A 13,608-nucleotide genomic window follows, 5' to 3' on the forward strand; every position below is an offset into this window, starting at 1 on the left:
AGGCGGACCGCGCCACTTACCACTTTGCGAGGTCGGGCTGCTTTGGCAGAGCGACGCCCTGCGACCGCAAAGGGGGACGAATGAGCGGCTATCGGGCCATCGCACTGACCGCATCGATCCCTGTGTTCATGCAATATCTCGACGCGACCGCGATCAACACCGCGCTGCCGGCGATCGCCGCCGATCTCCGGGTTGCCCCGATCGACCTGAACGTCGCGATCCTGGCCTATCAGCTGGCCCTCGTCGTGTTCATCCCGCTTGGCGGCGTGCTCGCCAACCGTATCGGTGCGCGCAACGCCTTCATCGCTTCGCTGCTGCTGTTCATGCTGGGCGCGGTCGCCAGCGCCATGGCCTGGTCCTTGGGGACGCTCGTCGCGGCGCGGGCGGTGCAGGGCGTGGGCGGCGCGATCATGATCCCCGTGTCGCGGCTGCTCGTCCTGCGCTCGGCCGAACGGCACGAACTGATCAGCGCGATGAACTGGCTCGTCATTCCCGGCATCGTCGGTCCGCTGATCGGCCCGGCGCTCGGCGGCTTCCTGGTCAGCTATGCCTCCTGGCACATGATCTTCCTCGTCAACCTGCCGATGGCGCTGCTCGGCGTGGTGATGAGCCTGTGGCTCGTACCCGACCGGCGCGACGAGGAGGGCGAAGTCTTCGATGCGCGCGGGACGGTGATCGTCGCCATTCTGATCGTCTCGCTCGTCATCGGCCTGAGCGGCGTCACCGGCCAGGTCGCGCCTGCGATCACGATCGCGACGCTCCTCGTCGCGCTCGCAACGGCGCTGCTCTATCTGCGCCATCATCGGCGTACCGAGGCCCCGATCATCGACCTGACCCTCTGGGCGATCCCCAGTTTTCGCCTTTCGATGCTGTCCGGCACCCTGATCCGTTGCCTGTTCGGGGCGCATGCGTTCCTGCTGCCTTTGTGGTTCCAGCTCGCCATGGGATTCGAGGCCGCAAAGACGGGCGTGATGCTCGCGGCGGGCACGGTCGGGGTGCTGGTCAGCCGGCTCGTCGGCGGTCCGCTCATCGCCCGCTCGCATCCGCGCAGCGTCTCCGTGGGCGGCGGGATCGTCTTCGCTCTGTCCCTGTTCGGCACCGCCTTTCTGCGTGCGGACCTGCCGCTGCCACTCTTCTATCTGCTGATCTTCGGGCAGGGCTTCGGTCTGGCACTGGCGATGCTTGTGATCGGTCCGGCAGCCTATGTCGAAGTGCCGGCGGAGCGTATGGCGGCGGCGACCGGCTTCTATTCGACCGTCCAGCAGCTAACATTGTCGCTGGGCGTGATCACCGGTGTCTGGTCGCTGGCCGCGATGCGCTGGCTGACCCATGCGACGCCCTATGACAATCGCGCCTATGCCGGCAGCATGCTTCTGCTGGCGCTGCTGGCGCTGGGTGCTGTCATGCTGAACCGCCGGTTCGAGCCGGAGGCGATCGTGTCGCTACGGCCCGTACGCGCAGCACGCTGAGCCTGAAACCGGCTCAGCGGCTCTCGAAGAAGTCGCCTTCCCTGAGGCCGGCGCGCAGGCCGTCCACGCTGTAGAGCCACTCGATCGCCTGAACGTCGCCGTCGAGCGTGGCGCGCCAGAAGGCGATGCTGGTGGCGATCACCGTGTTGCGGACATGGGCGGGCGGCTCGCCGTTGAGCATCGAGGCGAAGGTCTGGCCGGCGAACATCTCGTGCGTGGCCCCTTTCAGGACGAGCAGGAATTTGTCTCCGGCCGGCATCAGCCGAAACGGTTCCTGGCGCTGTTCGGCCGTGATAGGGATGACCATCGGCACCGCATCCTCGGTCCCCGTGATCGACAGGAAGGGGATGTGAATGCGCGAAAAGGCGATCTGCGGCGACCCGACCAGCGGGGGCGAAGGACTCAGCGCCAGCGCTGCGCGGACCTTGAGGTCGACCAGCGGCGGCTGGATGGGGAAGGGGAATATCTGCCCCGACACCGCCTGCACGGTCTGCGCGCCGAAGCTGTGCCCGGCGATGCCGATGCGGCGCTGGTCGATCCGGCGGAGGTCGCAGATGCCCTCTTCGCGCCTGATGCCCAGCTCGCGGATCACGAAGCGCATGTCGCGCGCCCGGACGATCAGCTGCTGGCTGCCGAGTGCGGCGCGGAATCCCGGTTTGCCGAAGATTGCGCTGTCGCTGCCGCGATGCTGGATGTTGATGACGGCATAGCCGGCCTCGGCCCAGGCATTGGCCCAGATCGTCCCTGCGTCGAGCGAGCCGCCGAGCCCGTGGCTGAAAAGGATGACCCCGACCTTGTCGATGCCGGCGGGCATGCGGATGCGAACTGGGATCGGCCGCTCGCGGCTGGCATCGACCCAGACACCCTCGCACAGGGTGATAGGCCCGGTGGCCTGTGCGATGCTCGCGCCGAACAGGGCGAGGCAGGCCATAATGGCGGTACGGAAAAAGCGCACGAACATCATGCCCTTATCCGTGGCGGAAAAACGGGATTCGGACCAGCCCGCGCACAAAAAAGAAGGGCCCCGCAACGCGGAGCCCTTCGATTGCCAGATTGTCCTTCGGATCAGAAGGAGAAGCGGACGCCGACGCGGATCGCATAGAGCGACTGGCTCGAATAGATCGTGTCGGTCGGGTTGGTGAACTGCGAGTACTGATACTGAGCGCAGGGCTGCGAAGAGCTGGTGGCCTTCGTTCCCTGACCGTTGGCGTTGCCCGGGGTCGTCAGACAGGCGACGCGAACCGGTGAGACATTGTACGGGAAGATATACTCCCGGATCTGGCCCCACTTCTTGTTGATCAGGTTGGTGAAGTTCTCGATGTCGGCGAAGAAGGTGACCTTCGAGTCACCCAGGCCGGTCGGAACCTCCTGCGAGAGGTGAAGATCGAAGCGCGTGAACCACTTCGAATTGAAGCCGTTCCGCGGTGCGACCTTGCCCTGATATTTGTTCAGGCCCGAGTTGCGGATGAAGTTCTCGAACGCAGCCTGCGTCGCTGCCGAGTCATAGGAAACGCGCGGGTCGCCGCCGATCGTCGGAACATAGAGCAGGTAGCGCGAACCGCTGCCGGTCGTGCCGAACACCGGGCTGCGGCCCGACGCCGGATCGAACATCGTGTAGCTGTACGGGCGACCGATGCGGGTCTCGCCGAACAGCGCGATGGTGGTCTTGTTGTCGCCGAAGAACTCGCGCTCGAACGCCAGATTATACTTGATGTTGTACTTCACCTGGTCGTTCGAGATGCCATAGGCTGCGCCATTGGCATCGAAGAAGCCGCCATTGCCATAGTTGGACGAAGCGGTCGACGAGGTGGCCGGCGCCTGATCCTTGATGTCCTGCCAGGTGAAACGCAGGCCGGCCGACAGGCCGAAGTCCCACGACTTGTCGACACGCGCGACCGCGACGTAGCTGCGGCCCTTCTTGGTGTTGGTCAGGAAGAGGTCGGAATTGTTGTCGGCGAAACCCAGCGAGGTGATGCTGGTGTAGCGCTGGCGACCGTCCGGGGTCAGCGATCCGACGATCGGCACCGAGCGGATGTCGGTGAAGAACACCTGATTGCGGACCTTCGAGTAGAGGAAGTCCACCCCGAACTGCCAGTCGTCACCCAGGAAGCCGAGGTCAGCGCGATAGTCGGTCGACAGCGTCGCGCGCCACTGAGAAGGGATCTTGAACGAAGGATCGACCGCATTGGTGGTCGAGTTCGCGACGATGCTGCCATTGGCGATATACTGGTTCACCGCGCCGGGGATGGAATTGCCCGCTACGTTGATCAGCGCAGCCGTGCCGACTGCGGTGGCCGCAGCACCGGTCAGGCCGGGGACGCTGAAGCCGCCATTGTTCAGCATGCGGATCGTCTGGTTGTTCGACAGCACGCCGGTGTTGGAGAAGCTGTTCGAGAAATAGACGTCCGGCGCGCCGCCGCCGAAGATGCCGCCGCCGCCACGAACTGACAGGCGCGAGCTGGGCTTCCAGTCGAAGCCGAGGCGCGGCTGGAGCAGGCCGCGGCCGCTCAGATAGGCCGCGTTGTTGAAGCCGTAGCGCGCGACGAAGTTCGGGTTGACCGTCGGACGGCTGCTGCCGCCATAGAGGTCGTAGCGCAGGCCGTAGGACAGGCTGAAGGTGGGATCCGGACGCCACGTATCCTGCAGGCCGAAGGCGTAGGACTGATAACGGAACCGTGCAGCTGCATCGTTCGGGTCGAGCGACGGAATGGCGTTCTGATAGATCAGCTGCTGCGCGTTTCCGGCCGAGAAGTCGGCGAGCGAGTCGAAATAATAGTTACCGGCAGTGTTCTGCAGGAACAGGTTGAACACCTTCACATCGGAGAAGTCGACGAAGGCGCGGATGTCATGATCGCCGCGATTGAGACGAGCGAGGAACGACCCACCATAGGTCCGCGTGTTGAGCGCGTTGGACTGGCGGGAATTGTCCGGACCGATTGAGACGATCGGAACGCCATTGGGGCAGTTGGTCGCTTCGGTCGTGCCGGTTCCGGTTCCGGTGCCGCGATCCGAGGTCGGCGCGGTGCAGACACGGAACTGGGCGAAGCCGCGACCGAGCAGCGGATCCTGCAGGCGGACATATTTCTTGTAGAAGCCACGCGCTTCGGTCGAGAAGTCGTCCGTCCAGTCGGAGTTGATCTGGACTACGCCGGTCTGGAGCTTGTTGCCCTGGACATAGGCGTTGGACGACAGACCCAGCGCCGGCTGGACGTTGCCGCTGTTGGTGTTGTTGGTGAGAACGATCTCGTCCTTCGCATAAGCGTAGGTGAAGGACAGACGCTGCGTCTCGGACAGGTTGGCGTCGATCTTGGCGACGAGACGATCGTCCTTGTCGCCATTGGTGTCGACGACACCGCCCGCATCATAATTGTAGCGGCTCTTCGCGGTCGAAACGACCTGATCCACCAGCGCCTGGGTCAGGTTGGGGATCGCGGTGCCGGCGTTGTTCTCGAGCGAGCCTTCGGCAATCGGGCGCGGTGCGCGGATGCGCTCGCCGGCGATCATGAAGAACAGCTTGTCCTTGATGATCGGACCCGAAAGCTCGGCGCCGTAGTTCTTGTACTTGAAGTTCGGCAGCGTCACGCGGCCAGTCGGAACGCCCGGGCCGGCCTTGGTCTTCTTGCCGCTCAACTCGTCGGAGGAGTGGGCGTAGAACGCGGTGCCCTGGAAATCATTGGTGCCCGAGCGCAGGACGATGTTGATCACACCGCCCTGGAAATTGCCTTCGCGCACGTCATAAGGCGCGACCTTGGTCTGGAACTGGCCGACGGCGTCCAGCGGGATCGGCGAACGGCGGCTGGGAAGGCCGTCCGGGTTCAGGCCGAAATTGTCGGTGATCGGCACGCCGTCGACGGTGAAGCGGTTGAAGCGCGCATTCTGACCAGCGAAGGAGACCGCGCGGCCGCCCGACGGAGTATCGTCGAGGCGGGCGAACGGGTCGCGGCGCATCAGGTCCCGGATGTCGCGGTTGATCGTCGCGACTTTGGCGACGTCGGTCGCGGTCAGGACGGTTGCCGGGCCCTGCGAGACGGTGCGCGCATTCTTGATGCTGCTGGCGGTGACGACGATTTCCTGCCCGCCGACTTCAGTCAGCTCGATCGGCAGCGTGTAGGGCTGGCCGATGAAGGTGTTGATGTCGGTAACCTGCGCATTGGTGAAGCCGCTGGCCGACACCGACACGCTGAAAGGACCGCCGATGCGCAGGCCGTTCGCGTTGAAATTGCCCGACGCATCGGTGGTCAACGTCGACTTCGTGCCCGACGGTACGTGCAGGATGGTCACCGTCGCGCCCGCGACGGGAGCTCCGTTCGACGTCACCGTGCCCGAGATCGAGGAGGTGGTTTCCTGCGCATGGGCCGGCGCGGACGCGACCATGGCAATGGCAAGCGCGCCCACCGCGCAGCCGAGCGAGAAATTACGCATTCCAAATGTCCCCTTTGGATGCCACGAAATGGCATTTGTGCGGCGCACAAGCATTACGGGCGGTTCTACCGCGATCCGTCACCGGCCGTGCTCCAGTGGCGCGGTGTTTATGCTTCGTTTATTACCGTTCCGTGGCAGGTTCTTCAACCGCCGGCGCCACTTTCAACCTTGTCAGGAAAAGCCCGAAAAACGGCGCTGCGCCGCGATATTCGGGTCGCTACCGTAACTTTACGGGGCGCCATAGGACGCGATCAGGCGCCCAAAAAGCCTGTGGGTGATTCGCGATAACCTGTCCGGAGCCTGAACGATCCGTACCCCCGGCCCGACCACAAAAGCACCGGAGAATGGCTTATGGCCCGCGCGGCAGGGTTCATCAGGTGATCCCTCCGGCATCGCGTGGCCAGCAATGCCGTGGCGCCGGGCCGTCGATGCCCATAGCCGTCTTGCACGGCGGCATCAGGATGATAGCACCGGGCAGGCCGAAGCGTCGGCGCGCATGGCATGGGAGAGGACCGCGTTCGCATGAAGATCATCGTTACGGGAGGACTGGGGGCTCTGGGTCGGGCCGTGGTGGCCGAGCTTGCGGGGCGCGGCCATGACATTGCTGTCGTCGACGTGGCGACCCCCTCCGGCGACTTGCAAGGACGGCTGGTCCTCGGCGGTGTCGATCTGGGCGACGAGGTGGCGGTGAAGGCGGCCTATGACGATATCGCCGGGCAGCTGGGCGGGATCGACGGGCTGGTCAACGTCGCCGGCGGCTTCCTGTGGGAAACGGTGACCGATGGCAGCCTCGACAGCTGGGACCGCATGTATCGCATGAACCTGCGCACGGCGGTGATCTCTTCGCGGGCAGCAGCAGCCCATATGAAGGCGGGCGGCGCGATCGTGAACATCGGGGCTGCCGCGGCCGGAAATGCGGCTATGGGCATGGCGCCCTATGCAGCGTCGAAGGCGGGGATCAAGGCGTTCACCGAAAGCTTCGCCGACGAACTCAAGTCCCGCTCGATCAGGGTCAACGCTGTGCTGCCGACGATCATTGATACGCCGACCAATCGCGCCGACATGCCCGATGCGGACCGTTCAGGCTGGGTAACCCCTGCCGGGGCGGCCAGGGCGATCGCCTTCCTGCTGTCGGATGAGGCGGGGACGATCACCGGTGCCAGCATCCCGCTTTCGCTGCCGGGCTGACCTCAGCCCATCGGTCCCGTCCGGAACCAGCGGCGAAGGACAGGCACGCGCGAGAGCGAACAGCCGCAATGGCGGCACCGGCTGTGTTGCATGCCCTGTTCGTCGACGGTGAACGCCGCCTCGGGGACATGCTGCCCCTCGCGGCAGGCGCGGGTGATGGCGCCGATCGTCCTCCGCTTGGACGGGCGTACGCGCCGGGGCTTGGTCTTCACCTGATCCGAAGTTTCCATCACGTCGTCGATGGTCATGAGCGCCTCCTGTTCACCGCAGGATGGCGCCGCCACCCTTGTCCCGCCGTGGCGTGCACGTGAAATTCCGTTCATCTCGAAGACCGCTTCATTCGGCGGGCACCATCACTGGCGGCGCCACGTGGAGGGCGGGGCGAGCGCGCTCGGGCGTCGCCATCCGCGCGGTCGCATCGGACGGGCGGGGGTGGCCGATCAGGCGGTTGAGATCGCGCATCGCCAGGATGAGCCCAGCACCTCCGGGCGCGGCGACATAGCGCGGCTCCCATCGGGGCGCGAATTTCTCCTTATAGGCCCGCAGACCCCGGAAACCGTAGAGCCGCTCTCCATGGCGGAAGACGATCGCGGCAGCCTTGACCCACAGCGGCGACAGGCGATGGGCCTCGATCCCCGATAGCGGTGCCAACCCCAGCGAGAAGCGGGCATAGCCCTGCTGCTGGCCCCAACGCATCAGGCTGGCGAACAGGAAGTCCATCGTACCGGGCGGGGCATCGCCCGCATGGCGCATGAGGTCGACCGACAGCTCCCGGCGATTGGCGGTACGCCAGATATTGGCGAAGGCGACGATCCGGCCACCGGCGCGCACCAGCGCACAGTCGAACTGCACGACATAATCGGGATCGAAGCGGCCGAGGCTGAAGCCTTTCTCCCTCTGCCCCTTGCTCTCCAGCCAGTCGTCGGAAATGCGCTCGAGTTCGGGCAGCAGCGCCGGCACGTCGCAAGCGTCGACGACCTCGAAACTCGCGCCTTCGCGTTCCGCCCGCCGCACCGTCTGCCGGATCGAGCGCATCCGGGAGCCCTCGATCGAGAAGGGCGGCACGTCGACGATCGCCTCCTCGCCATATTTGACGATCTGGAGCCCGAGGGCGATCGCCAGTTCGAGCATTTCACCGCTGATCTGATACAGCATCAGGCGTCCCTGCGCGGCATGGGCCATCGAACGGATCTGCCAGAGCAACTCGGTCCAGGCATGGCGCGGGCCGACCGGATCGCCCATCACGATCCAGCTCGCCCCGCGGATCTGGTACATCAGCATCGCATCGCCGTCGGACGAGAACAGGAAGCGCTTGTCGCCGGTCAGGGCAAGCATCGCGTCGGTCCGTTCGGCTTCCGCCAATATGGCGGGTACCGCAGAGGGAAGCCGTGTCGCCCCTGCGGCCTGTGGGGCCGGGGCGAACAGCCGCCACAGCGCGAAGCCTGCGAGCAGCATCGCCGTGCCGAGGCTGGCGCGCAGATAGCGCGACGCGTCGCCATGCAGCGCGAAATCCCACCAGAGGCCGTTCTCATAGGGGACATGCTTGTACGAAAAGAGGCCGACCCAAAGGGTCAGGGCGCCGATCGCCCCGACGCAGGCGATCCACGCCGGGGTGAATATGCCCGACACCAGGGTGGTCGAGCGGTAGAAGGCCGGCCGCGTCCATTGCAGCAGTCCGGCTATGGCGAGACAGACGATCGCCTCTTCATAGTCGATGCCCTTGGTCAGGGAGAAGACGGCGCCAGCCAGCAAAAGCGCCCGCGCGGCCACGAAAGCCCCGTCGAGGCGCCGGTACAAGGCCGGCGCGAGCAGCAGCAGCCCGGTTCCGGACAGGCTTGCCGCGAAATGCGACGCCTCGATGAACGGCAAGGGCACGACTGCGTGCAGATCGTGCAGACGTCCGGGAATGGCCGGGGTAGATCCGGAGAGCAGCAGCAGCGTCCCGCCGAGAAAGCTCGATACGGCCATCAGCAGCGGCGCGACGCCGCTCGCCATCTTCTGCGCATGGGACAGCAGACGGCCGAGGCGGCGGTCGCGGCCCTCCCGCAGGGTAAGCAGCAGCACGCCCAGAGCCAGCGGCAGGATATAATAGAGCAGCCTATATGCGATCAGCGCGGCGGCCAGGCCGGCCTTGTCGACCGGCAGCGTCGCCAGGATCACGGCCTCGAATATGCCCAGGCCCCCCGGGACATGGGTGATCAGCGCCGTGATCACCGCCAGGGCATAAGCGACGAAGAAGGCAGGCATGAGCTGCGGCGATGCCGAGGGCACCAGGACGAACAGGGCCGCTGCGGCGGCGGCCAGGTCGATGGCAGCCACCAGCATCTGCGCGGCAAGCAGCGGCGAGGAAGGCAGCGGCACCGACCAGCCGAACAGCCGGATGGTGCGCGGGCCGAAGAGGCGGAACAGCAGCAGCCCGACGATCGCGGCCGTCACCACTGCGCCCGCGACATGGCCGCTGCCGGGGGGCAGGCCCAGCATCGCCGTTGTCCGGCTTGCCCCGCCCAGAAGCAGGGCGCCGCCCGTGACGGCGAAGACCCCGAGCCAGAAGGTGCCCGAAGCGATCGCAACGACGCGCGCGACGTCGCCGGGAGCAAGGCCCGCCTTCGTATAGATGCGGAACCGTGCCGATCCCCCGGTGATGAGTCCCAGTCCGAGATTATGGCTGATCGTGTAGCTTGCAAACGAGGCGAGCGCCGCCGTCCGCCAGGGCAGCGGCCGACCGATCGTCCGCAGCGCGAGGACGTCGTACAGGGTCAGGGCAAGATAGCTTGCGGCGGTCAGCGCCAGTGCCGCCGCGATCTGCCGGTCGCCGATCAGATGATAGGCGCTCTTGACGTCGCGTAGACCGATTTCGCGGGTGAGGTCGTGCAGGGCGACGAAGCCAAGCCCTACGAGCAACACGACCAGCAGCGCGGAGAGCGGGGCCCGCCGTGCGCGGATGAAGGCGAGGACGCGGCTCATTGCGGCAGGCTTTCGATACGCTGCCAGACCTGCGACTTGCACAGGAAGCCGCCGATCAGGCAGCCCTTCACGCGCAGGCTGCGGGCGTCCGGCTGGGTGATGGTGGAGGAGAAGCGGTGTCCCATGTCGGGCACGTAGACGGTGCCCTTCCAGCCGCCCTCGCCGTCGGGGCGGTAATCCTCGAGCAGTTCGATCCCGTCGAGCTTGTCGACGCCGCTGTCCTTCGCGTCGGCTCGGGCCTCGGCATTGGCCCAGACGATCCAGCCGCACAGCCGGTCGCCGCACGGACCGGTCCGGACGGCGACGCTGCCATGGGGATTCAGCCAGAGCCCGTCGACGGAGCTTTGCGCAGAGGCCGGCGTCATGGCGCAGGCGGTGAAGGCGCCGGCAAGCGCGAGAATAAATGGTCGCATGGATAAGCCCCAGATGATCATGGCGCCGACCTAGGCCCGTGGGGATGGCGGCCGCGTGGGGGGCAACTGAACTATTCGTAATGTGCCGCCCATCCGGGGGTATGGCGCCCGCACCTATGAGGAGCGGGAAAGGAGCCGGATATGGCGAGCAATTCTCTCGACACGCTGGCGGGCCGCTATCTCGGCAATCGCGCGCTCGACCCGGAGGAGGCAAATGTCCTCGCCAAGATCCTGGCGCGGCAGCCGATAGCGCAGGACGTGGCCGACGTAGCCGATGCGCGGGCAACGCTGGGCGATCGCCTGGCGGATCGCGTCGCGGCGGTCGGGGGAAGCTGGGCCTTCATCATCGCTTTCGCGGTGGCACTGATCGGCTGGATGCTGCTCAACACCGACGTACTCGGGCGGTGGGGGCTCGCCTTCGACCCCTATCCCTACATCTTCCTCAACCTGATGCTGTCGACGCTTGCTGCGATCCAGGCGCCGATCATCATGATGAGCCAGAACAGGCAGGCGGCGAAGGACCGGCTGGCGGCCAGCCTCGATTATGAGGTCAATCTGCGGGCCGAGCTCGAGATATTGCGGCTGCACGAGATGATCGAGCGGCTCACGGCGACTGTCGGTGAGCTGGCGCGGGAGCGTGACTGAGATGGCCCGGTCGCCGTCCTGGATGGGCTGGGTGGCGCTGGCCTGCGCACTGCTCGCCATCGCCGTCGTCGCGCTGCAACTTTCGGACCGCGCGCTGCGGCAGGACGTCGTGGCGGGACGCTGGCGTTCGACCGGGGCGACGCTTGCGACGATCGAAACCGAGGGCCAGCCGCGTCTCGTCGTGACCAGCCTGCGGTCGGACGGGCCGGCGCGGCGCGCGGGGCTTCGGGTGGGGGATGCGATCGAGACGGTCGACGGACGACCGGCCCCGACGATGGGCGCGTTCGATCGCGACCTGGCCGCGGGCCGCTTTGCTATCGTGCGTCTTCAGGTTAGGCGTGACGGGCAGCTGATGGAGGTCGGGGTCCCGCGCGGGCCAGGGGGAAGCCAATGAGTCACAAGATCCTCGTCGTCGAGGATGATGCCAGCACCGCCGACTTCGTCGCTACAGGCCTCGCCGAACATGGATTTGTCGTCGATCGGGCGAACAATGGCCGCGATGGCCTCTTCCATGCGACCGACGGAAGCTATGACTGCATCATTCTCGACCGGATGCTGCCCGGCATGGATGGCATGGCCGTGCTTGGCGCCCTGCGGGCAGCCGGCATCGACACGCCCGTGATCATCCTGTCCGCGCTGGGATCGGCCGAGGATCGGGTGAAGGGACTCGAGGGCGGATCGGACGACTATCTGACCAAGCCCTTCGCCTTTGCCGAGCTTCTGGCCCGGATCCGGCTGCTCATCCGTCGCGCCGGCAACGGCGCGGGGGCTGCGCCGGAGACGCGCCTGTCGTGCGCCGACCTCGAGATGGATCTGCTGTCGCGCAAGGTTAAGCGGGCGGGGCAGGTCGTGGATCTGCAGCCGCGCGAATTTCGCCTGCTCGAATTCATGCTACGCCATGCCGATCAGGTCGTGACCCGCACCATGTTGCTGGAAGGCGTGTGGGATTATCATTTCGATCCCGGCACGAACGTGATCGACGTCCATGTCAGCCGGCTGCGCAAGAAGATAGACGAGGGCCATGCGCGACCGCTGCTCCATACGGTTCGCGGATCGGGCTATCGTCTCGGTCAGGACGGCTGAGCCATGGCGCTCGCGCGGTCGACGATCTTCCGCTTCGCCGCGCTGGTTTTCCTGCTGCAACTCGCCGGCGCGGGGGTGCTGCTCGGCACAGTCCGCCTGCTGACGCACCACCAGATCACGGCCGAAGCCGAAGCCAGGACCGACGAGCTGCGCCGGGCGCTGATCGACGACTATCGACGCGGTGGCATGCGGGCGTTGTCCGACGGAGTCCGGCAGTCGCTCCTACCTGCCCGTGCACAGGGCAGCGTTCTCCTGCTAGTCGATGGCGGTAAGCAGGTCCTGGCGGGCAATCTCGCCGAATGGCCGCCTTCGCTGATCGCGGCTGACGCCCCGGCGACGCTCGAGCTTTTCCGCACGGGTCGCGACGAATCCGAGCGCATCTATGCCTCGGCCGTGCCGCTGTCCGATGGTGCCAGATTGCTGGTGGGCCATGTCGTCGAGAGCGAGTTGCGGTTCACGCTGATCCTCGAAGAAGCGATGATCGGCGGGGTGGCGGTGGCGGTCGCGCTCGCCGCCTTCGCGGCGTGGAGCGCGGCGCGGCTGATCCACAGGCGGCTGGCCTCCACCGTGGACACGGCGCGCGCGGTGGCGGCGGGCGATCTCGCCCGGCGCGTACCGGTGGACCACAGCGAGGATGTCTTCGACGCGCTGGGCGTCACGATCAACCAGATGCTCGATCGCATCGATGCGCTGATGACCGAACTGAAGATCGCGACCGACGGGCTGGCGCACGACCTCCGGTCGCCGCTGACCCGCCTGCGGTCGACGCTGGAGCGCGCGCTCGAGGCCTGCGAATCCGACGATGCCCGCGCCTCCGTCGCGCGGGCGATCGACGAGGGCGACCGGCTGCTGGCCATGCTCGATACCGCCTTGCGGATCAGCCGGGCGGAGGCGGGTCTGGGTCGGGAACAGTTCGTCGCGATCGACCTTGCCGGGATGGTGGAGGATCTGGTCGAGGTCTATGGACCGCTCGCCGAGGACAATGGCTTCGAGATCGTCGCCGACATTGCCGGCCCCGTCCCGGCGCGCGTGCATCGCGAACTGCTGGGGCAGGCGCTGGCGAACCTCATCGACAATGCGATGAAATATGGCGCCGGTCGCATCGTCGTTTCGGCGCGAAGCGAGGGCAGGGACGTCATCGTCGCGGTCACCGATCAGGGGCCCGGTATTGCGGAGGCGCAGCGGGCCGAGGCGCTGAGGCGCTTCGGCAGGCTGGATGCGGCGCGGAGCAAGGCCGGTGCCGGGCTGGGCCTGGCCCTGGCGGCGGCCGTCGCGCATCTGCACGGGGGCAGGCTCGAGCTCGGCGACAATGCGCCCGGCCTTCGCGTCGTCCTGCGCTTTCATGCCGACGAGCGGGGCGGCGCCGCCTGACGGGATTACCGATGTTTAACCTGGCCCCCACGCTCCGAAAGGTGGCCCAGGTC

11 protein-coding genes are annotated in these 13,608 nt (G+C 66.3%); 6 read left to right on the top strand and 5 right to left on the bottom strand.

Annotation, left to right across the window (positions count from 1 at the left end; translation table 11 throughout):
- Nucleotides 1-80 precede the first annotated feature (80 nt).
- Nucleotides 81-1,469: an MFS transporter gene (locus tag G6P88_RS19105; protein ID WP_165324615.1), complete on the top strand. Its 1,389-nt coding sequence runs from the start codon at nucleotides 81-83 to the stop codon at nucleotides 1,467-1,469.
- Between the two features lie 13 nt (nucleotides 1,470-1,482).
- Here the strand turns inward: G6P88_RS19105 and G6P88_RS19110 are convergent, their stop codons facing one another.
- Together G6P88_RS19110 and G6P88_RS19115 are read right to left on the bottom strand one after the other, a co-directional pair.
- Complete coding sequence (locus G6P88_RS19110) at nucleotides 1,483-2,433, bottom strand: alpha/beta hydrolase family protein (RefSeq protein ID WP_226946643.1); 951 nt, start codon at nucleotides 2,431-2,433, stop codon at nucleotides 1,483-1,485.
- A gap of 101 nt (nucleotides 2,434-2,534) precedes the next feature.
- Complete coding sequence (locus tag G6P88_RS19115; RefSeq protein ID WP_165324616.1) at nucleotides 2,535-5,891, bottom strand: TonB-dependent receptor; 3,357 nt, start codon at nucleotides 5,889-5,891, stop codon at nucleotides 2,535-2,537.
- 522 nt (nucleotides 5,892-6,413) lie between these two features.
- Here G6P88_RS19115 and G6P88_RS19120 point away from each other — a divergent pair.
- On the top strand, nucleotides 6,414-7,079 hold the full coding sequence (locus G6P88_RS19120) for an SDR family NAD(P)-dependent oxidoreductase (protein WP_206335820.1): 666 nt from the start codon (nucleotides 6,414-6,416) through the stop codon (nucleotides 7,077-7,079).
- Nucleotides 7,080-7,081: 2 nt separating this feature from the next.
- Here the strand turns inward: G6P88_RS19120 and G6P88_RS19125 are convergent, their stop codons facing one another.
- The 3 genes from G6P88_RS19125 to G6P88_RS19135 all read right to left on the bottom strand — a co-directional run bounded on the left by G6P88_RS19125 (nucleotide 7,082) and on the right by G6P88_RS19135 (nucleotide 10,456).
- Nucleotides 7,082-7,327 (bottom strand): hypothetical protein, encoded by a 246-nt coding sequence (locus tag G6P88_RS19125; protein WP_165324618.1) that lies wholly within the window; start codon nucleotides 7,325-7,327, stop codon nucleotides 7,082-7,084.
- A gap of 88 nt (nucleotides 7,328-7,415) precedes the next feature.
- Complete coding sequence (mprF, locus tag G6P88_RS19130) at nucleotides 7,416-10,043, bottom strand: bifunctional lysylphosphatidylglycerol flippase/synthetase MprF (protein WP_165324619.1); 2,628 nt, start codon at nucleotides 10,041-10,043, stop codon at nucleotides 7,416-7,418.
- Nucleotides 10,040-10,456 carry a DUF2147 domain-containing protein gene (locus G6P88_RS19135; protein ID WP_165324620.1) on the bottom strand — a complete coding sequence of 139 codons (417 nt, stop codon included), beginning with the start codon at nucleotides 10,454-10,456 and terminating at the stop codon, nucleotides 10,040-10,042. The genes mprF and G6P88_RS19135 overlap by 4 nt, the downstream gene beginning before the upstream one ends.
- Before the next feature lie 141 nt (nucleotides 10,457-10,597).
- On the opposite strand from G6P88_RS19135, the gene G6P88_RS19140 reads away from it, so the two are divergent.
- The 4 genes from G6P88_RS19140 to G6P88_RS19155 are packed head-to-tail and all read left to right on the top strand — an operon-like array spanning nucleotide 10,598 to nucleotide 13,555.
- On the top strand, nucleotides 10,598-11,101 hold the full coding sequence (locus G6P88_RS19140) for a DUF1003 domain-containing protein (RefSeq protein ID WP_165324621.1): 504 nt from the start codon (nucleotides 10,598-10,600) through the stop codon (nucleotides 11,099-11,101).
- A 1-nt stretch (nucleotide 11,102) separates the two neighbouring features.
- Entirely contained in the window at nucleotides 11,103-11,495 is a 393-nt protein-coding gene (locus G6P88_RS19145; RefSeq protein ID WP_165325299.1) for a PDZ domain-containing protein, read from the top strand.
- Nucleotides 11,492-12,184: a winged helix-turn-helix domain-containing protein gene (locus G6P88_RS19150; RefSeq protein ID WP_165324622.1), complete on the top strand. Its 693-nt coding sequence runs from the start codon at nucleotides 11,492-11,494 to the stop codon at nucleotides 12,182-12,184. The genes G6P88_RS19145 and G6P88_RS19150 overlap by 4 nt, the downstream gene beginning before the upstream one ends.
- Nucleotides 12,185-12,187: 3 nt before the next feature.
- Nucleotides 12,188-13,555: a HAMP domain-containing sensor histidine kinase gene (locus tag G6P88_RS19155; RefSeq protein ID WP_165324623.1), complete on the top strand. Its 1,368-nt coding sequence runs from the start codon at nucleotides 12,188-12,190 to the stop codon at nucleotides 13,553-13,555.
- Nucleotides 13,556-13,608 lie beyond the last annotated feature (53 nt).

Origin of the sequence: Rhizorhabdus phycosphaerae (assembly GCF_011044255.1) — a bacterium.
GTDB classification, from domain to species: domain Bacteria; phylum Pseudomonadota; class Alphaproteobacteria; order Sphingomonadales; family Sphingomonadaceae; genus Rhizorhabdus; species Rhizorhabdus phycosphaerae.